The organism is Rothia sp. 27098_8_161, from assembly GCF_041432905.1.
Taxonomy (GTDB): Bacteria; Actinomycetota; Actinomycetes; order Actinomycetales; family Micrococcaceae; genus Rothia.
Genome location: NZ_JAPWAL010000035.1, coordinates 1 through 4354, shown reverse-complemented (window position 1 = coordinate 4354; position 4354 = coordinate 1). Strand labels below are relative to the sequence as shown.

General features: G+C 57.2%; 4 protein-coding genes and 1 pseudogene. All 5 read left to right on the top strand.

Features of this window, described 5'->3' with window-relative positions; genetic code table 11:
* A pseudogene (locus tag O3648_RS08095) lies at positions 1-672 on the top strand (ABC transporter ATP-binding protein); the annotation flags it as partial.
* Between the two features lie 388 nt (positions 673-1060).
* The gene (rplJ, locus tag O3648_RS08090) at positions 1061-1591 is read left to right on the top strand and encodes a 50S ribosomal protein L10 (RefSeq protein WP_279741341.1); all 531 of its coding nucleotides are present in this window, start codon (positions 1061-1063) and stop codon (positions 1589-1591) included.
* Positions 1592-1747: 156 nt separating this feature from the next.
* Positions 1748-2122 carry a 50S ribosomal protein L7/L12 gene (gene rplL, locus O3648_RS08085; RefSeq protein WP_005504884.1) on the top strand — a complete coding sequence of 125 codons (375 nt, stop codon included), beginning with the start codon at positions 1748-1750 and terminating at the stop codon, positions 2120-2122.
* A gap of 329 nt (positions 2123-2451) precedes the next feature.
* Positions 2452-3993, top strand: coding sequence for a glycoside hydrolase family 32 protein (locus tag O3648_RS08080; protein WP_279741339.1), 1542 nt, complete (start codon positions 2452-2454; stop codon positions 3991-3993).
* Positions 3994-4154: 161 nt separating this feature from the next.
* Positions 4155-4354 (top strand): PTS transporter subunit EIIB (locus O3648_RS08075; RefSeq protein WP_371569507.1); only part of this gene is annotated, 200 nt, incomplete at its 3' end.

Genomic DNA, 4354 nt, shown 5'->3' with positions numbered 1-4354 from the left:
ATTGCGCGTGCTTTGATTCGTCGTGCTCCGGTAGTTCTTTTTGATGAGCCGCTGGCGAGTGTAGATGAACAGATGAGCGCGAGTATCCGCGCGGATATTGTGCGTCTGCATCAGCGCTACGGTTTTACGGGTCTGTACGTGACCCATGATCAGAATGAGGCGCTCATGCTGGGGCAGCGGGTGGCGGTTATGGACGCCGGCTACCTGGTGCAGGTGGATACTCCGGAGCGGCTGCTGGCGCATCCGCATACTCTGCAGGTGGCCAAGCTTATGGCGGCGCCGGCCCTGAACCTTTTGGCTCTTGAGGATTCGGAGTCTCTTCCTATCGGGTGTGAGCTGGCGATTCGTGCAACCGCTTTGTACCCTGTGGCGGCAGATGCTGCTCATGCCCTGCCTGTGCAGGTGCTTGGCAGTCGCCACCTGGTGGGCGGCATACTGTATCGTGCGCGTCTGCTGGAGGCGGTTTCCCTACCTCTGGAATCTCAGCGGACTTCTGCGGGAACTGAGCTGAGTGCCCGAATGTATACACGAGTGCGTGCCGGTCAGGAGCTTGAGTTCTTTATCCCAGATGCGCAGGGCGGCTCCTCCCTAAGTGTTGGGGAGCAAGTGCACCTGGGTGTGGCTGCTGAGCGTTGCTTCTGGTTCTCGGAAGGAAAGCGTTTTTACCTCTAGAATGCATCTTTGCTGGCTTTTAGCTGAGGAGAAAGAGCGGGTTAACCAGCTTACAGAAGAGATTTAAGTGATTAACCCCGCTTAATCACGTTTTTAACTTGCGATTCAGGCTTTGACCTGAGATGATGAGTAAACCAAAGACCGCCGGTCTAGAACTATGTCCTTTATCGCCACCTCGGTGGAGGCAAAGAACAGGGTTCTGATAAGAGCAGATTTCACTAGAAATCGCCGCCCGCGTAGGTAACTCGAAGTGAATAGCCGTTGCCCTCATTTAGGGTGCCGTCTACCGCGCCTCGTACGCCTACGCGTCGGGGCATTTTTTATTGCTTGCAATAAATGCTTCGAGGCTCTACCGGCGACCTTACAAGAATCGGAAGAAGGAACTACCATGGCGACTCAGGAAAAGATCGCTGCAGTATCCGAGCTGAAGGAACTCTTCGAAGCTTCGAACGCAGTCATCCTGACCGAATACCGCGGTCTCACTGTTGCACAGCTCAAGGAGCTGCGCCGCGCACTCGGTGCAGAGACCGAATACGCCGTGGTGAAGAACACGCTGGCTGCTATCGCAGCTAAGGAAGCTGGCATCGACGTATTCGAAGGCCACCTCCAGGGTCCCTCCGCATTGGCATTCATCAAGGGCGACCTGATTGATGCTGCTAAGGGCCTGCGTGACTTTGCCAAGGCTAACCCCCAGCTGATCGTGAAGAACGGTTACTACGAAGGTGCCGCTCTGACCGAGGACGACGTCAAGCGCTACGCTGACCTGGAATCCCGCGAGGTTCTGCTGTCCAAGGTTGCAGGTGGTGCAAAGGCTACCATCGCACGCATCGCACAGGTTGTGGACGCACTGCGCGTCAAGCTGGAGGAGCAGGAAGGCGCAGCTCCCGCTGCTGCCGAGGAGGCTTCGGAAGAGGCATAAGCCCCTTGCGTGCCACTGCACCAGCGCTGAGATACTCAGCAGCGTAAACGCGAACAGCGTGTAACGCACCCTAAATTTGACCGACCCTTTCGGGGTAGGTACTGAAGATTTACACCGCGGGCGTCAGCCCGCACCAGATAGTGAAGGAGCCAAACAATGGCTAAGCTGTCCATCGAAGAACTCATTGCAGCATTCAAGGAACTGTCCCTGGTTGAGGTTTCCGAGTTCGTTAAGGCATTCGAGGAAGAGTTCGACGTCACCGCAGCAGCTCCCGTTGCTGTTGTAGCAGGCGGCGCAGCAGGCGAGGCTGCTGAAGAGAAGTCCGAGTTCGACGTTATCCTGGAGTCCGCTGGCGACAAGAAGATCGCAGTGATCAAGGAAGTTCGTGCCCTGACCTCCCTCGGCCTGAAGGAAGCAAAGGACCTGGTTGACAGCGCTCCCAAGGCTCTGCTCGAGGGCGTTTCCAAGGAAGACGCTGAGAAGGCTAAGGAGCAGCTCGAGGCTGCTGGCGCAACCATCACCCTCAAGTAATCGACTTCTTCTCGATTCTTACGCGGGGCGGTGCATCTTCTGGATGCGCCGCCCCGCGGCATTTAATGGCCCCAAACCCGCCCCGGCATGAAGACTTGGGCAGGTCTGGGGCCTTGCCGTATCCGTTCTTTTCTCCTGTAGCATACGGGAACTTTTGCGCCTGCTGTCGGTGATGACCTGGTGAAAGCCGCTGTGACCGCCTTGGGCCTCGGATGAGAGAGGCTGAGAGCACTGTGGTGCCTCTCTCCTAGAGCCCGGTAACGGGGGAGTGGTGCCGTATGATGGGATGAGATAACCCAGACATTTCCTATGCACAAAAACGGATAGACATGAGCGAGCAGAAGAAAAAGAAGAAGAGCGTAACTCAGCGACCTGACCGCGATCTGGCGGCTGAAGCACAGCAGGTTCTGGATGCTTTCGGTGCCGGTGTTCGTGAAGACCGCGACTACCCGACACTGCACCTGGCACCTCCGGTGGGCCGTCTGAACGACCCGAACGGTCTGGTCTTTGACGGTAAGCGCTACCACGCCTTCTACCAGTACTCGCCCCTGCATCCGGAGCGTATGGTTTACTGGCGTCACGCCGTGAGTGAGGACTTGACTCACTGGACCGATGAAGGGACCGCACTGGTTCCCGATAGCCGCTACGACTCGCACGGCTGCTACTCCGGCTCCGGCATTAAAGTTCCCGGCGGTTTTGAGTTCTTCTATACCGGTAATGTGAAGGATGAGAAGGGCAACCGTGAAACCTACCAGGTCCTGGCAACTGCGGGTGAGGACGCGAAGCCGACTCGTCAGCTACCCCCGCTGATTTCCGGTCCTGAGAAGGGCTACACCGCGCACTACCGTGACCCGCACGTCTTTGAACGCAACGGTGAGTGGTGGATGGTCATTGGTGCTCAGCGTGAGGATCTGACCGGTGCCGTGGTCGTGTACACCTCCGCCGACCGCCGCGAGTGGACCTTCCGCGGTGAGCTGGGTATCAAGGATAAGAGTCTCGAGGGCACCTATATGTATGAGTGCCCCTCCCTGTTGAGCATGCGTGATGAGCTGACCGGCGAAATTCGTGACGTGCTGATTTTCAGCCCGCAGGGCATGCAGACGCTCGGCGAGAAGTACAACAACATTTTCCAGAGCGGCTACATTGTCGGCTCGCTGGATAACGAGACTCTCAAGTTCACCGTGGAGACCTCCTTCACCGAGCTGGATGCAGGTTTCGAGTTCTACGCCCCGCAGACCATCTCCGGCACCGGTCTGACCTCCGACCCGAAGGCACCGCATACTGCCAGTGGCGATGCCCCTGTGATGATTGCTTGGCTGGGCAATGCTGATCAGGACGACCTGCCCTCGTGGACCCACCGCTGGGTGCACATGTTTACTTACCCGCGTGAGCTGCACCTGCGCAACGGCAAGATTTTCCAGCGCCCGGTTCCGCAACTGAACGACGCGATGAAGATGACCCCGCTGTACCGTGAGGAAGAGAAGGGTAAGCTCGTCGAGCTGAAGAATGCCCTGACCTTCCGTCTGCGCGGCCGCGTGAATATCTCTGATGAGCGCGTAAAGTTGAAGATCAAGGACACCCACGGTGTGGCTCTGAGCATCGTTCTGGATAAGGACTTTGTGCAGATGGACCGTGGCGGTACCCGCTACACCGAGGGTGGTAGCCTGCGCCGTCGAACCCTGAAGCGTTCGAAGATTCGTGAGTTTGACCTGCTCGTGGACGGTTCATCTACTGAACTGTACGTGGGCGGTAAGCTGGTTGCCTCCATGGGTGCTGAGGTTATGGCCGCTCGCACCTTCTTCAGGGGCGATAAGCGCCGCGTTCGCCTGACCGGTGGCGAGGTGCTGTCCCTGGAGTATGGCCGCCTCTAGCTGTTTTCTGGGCGTTGGGAGTCACCTATGCAGGTAGTTTCCGGTAATTTCTGAATATGTCTGAGGGCTCACTCCTCCACATGGAGAGTGAGCCCTCGCATTTAAGAACTTTCCCGTGATACCATGTTTTACATCTGATATGTCAAACGTATGACATATACATGACATGTACATGCAGACATGTCACCCCACCCCATTCACAAAGCATCATACGGTGGTGCCCCAAACAAAGGAGAGCGAGCGTGGACCACAAGTCAGTGGCACAGCGCGTGCTGAAGGACGTCGGTGGCGCCGGCAACATCGTTGCAGCTGCACACTGCGCAACCCGCCTTCGCCTCGTACTGAAGAATCAGGACAAGGT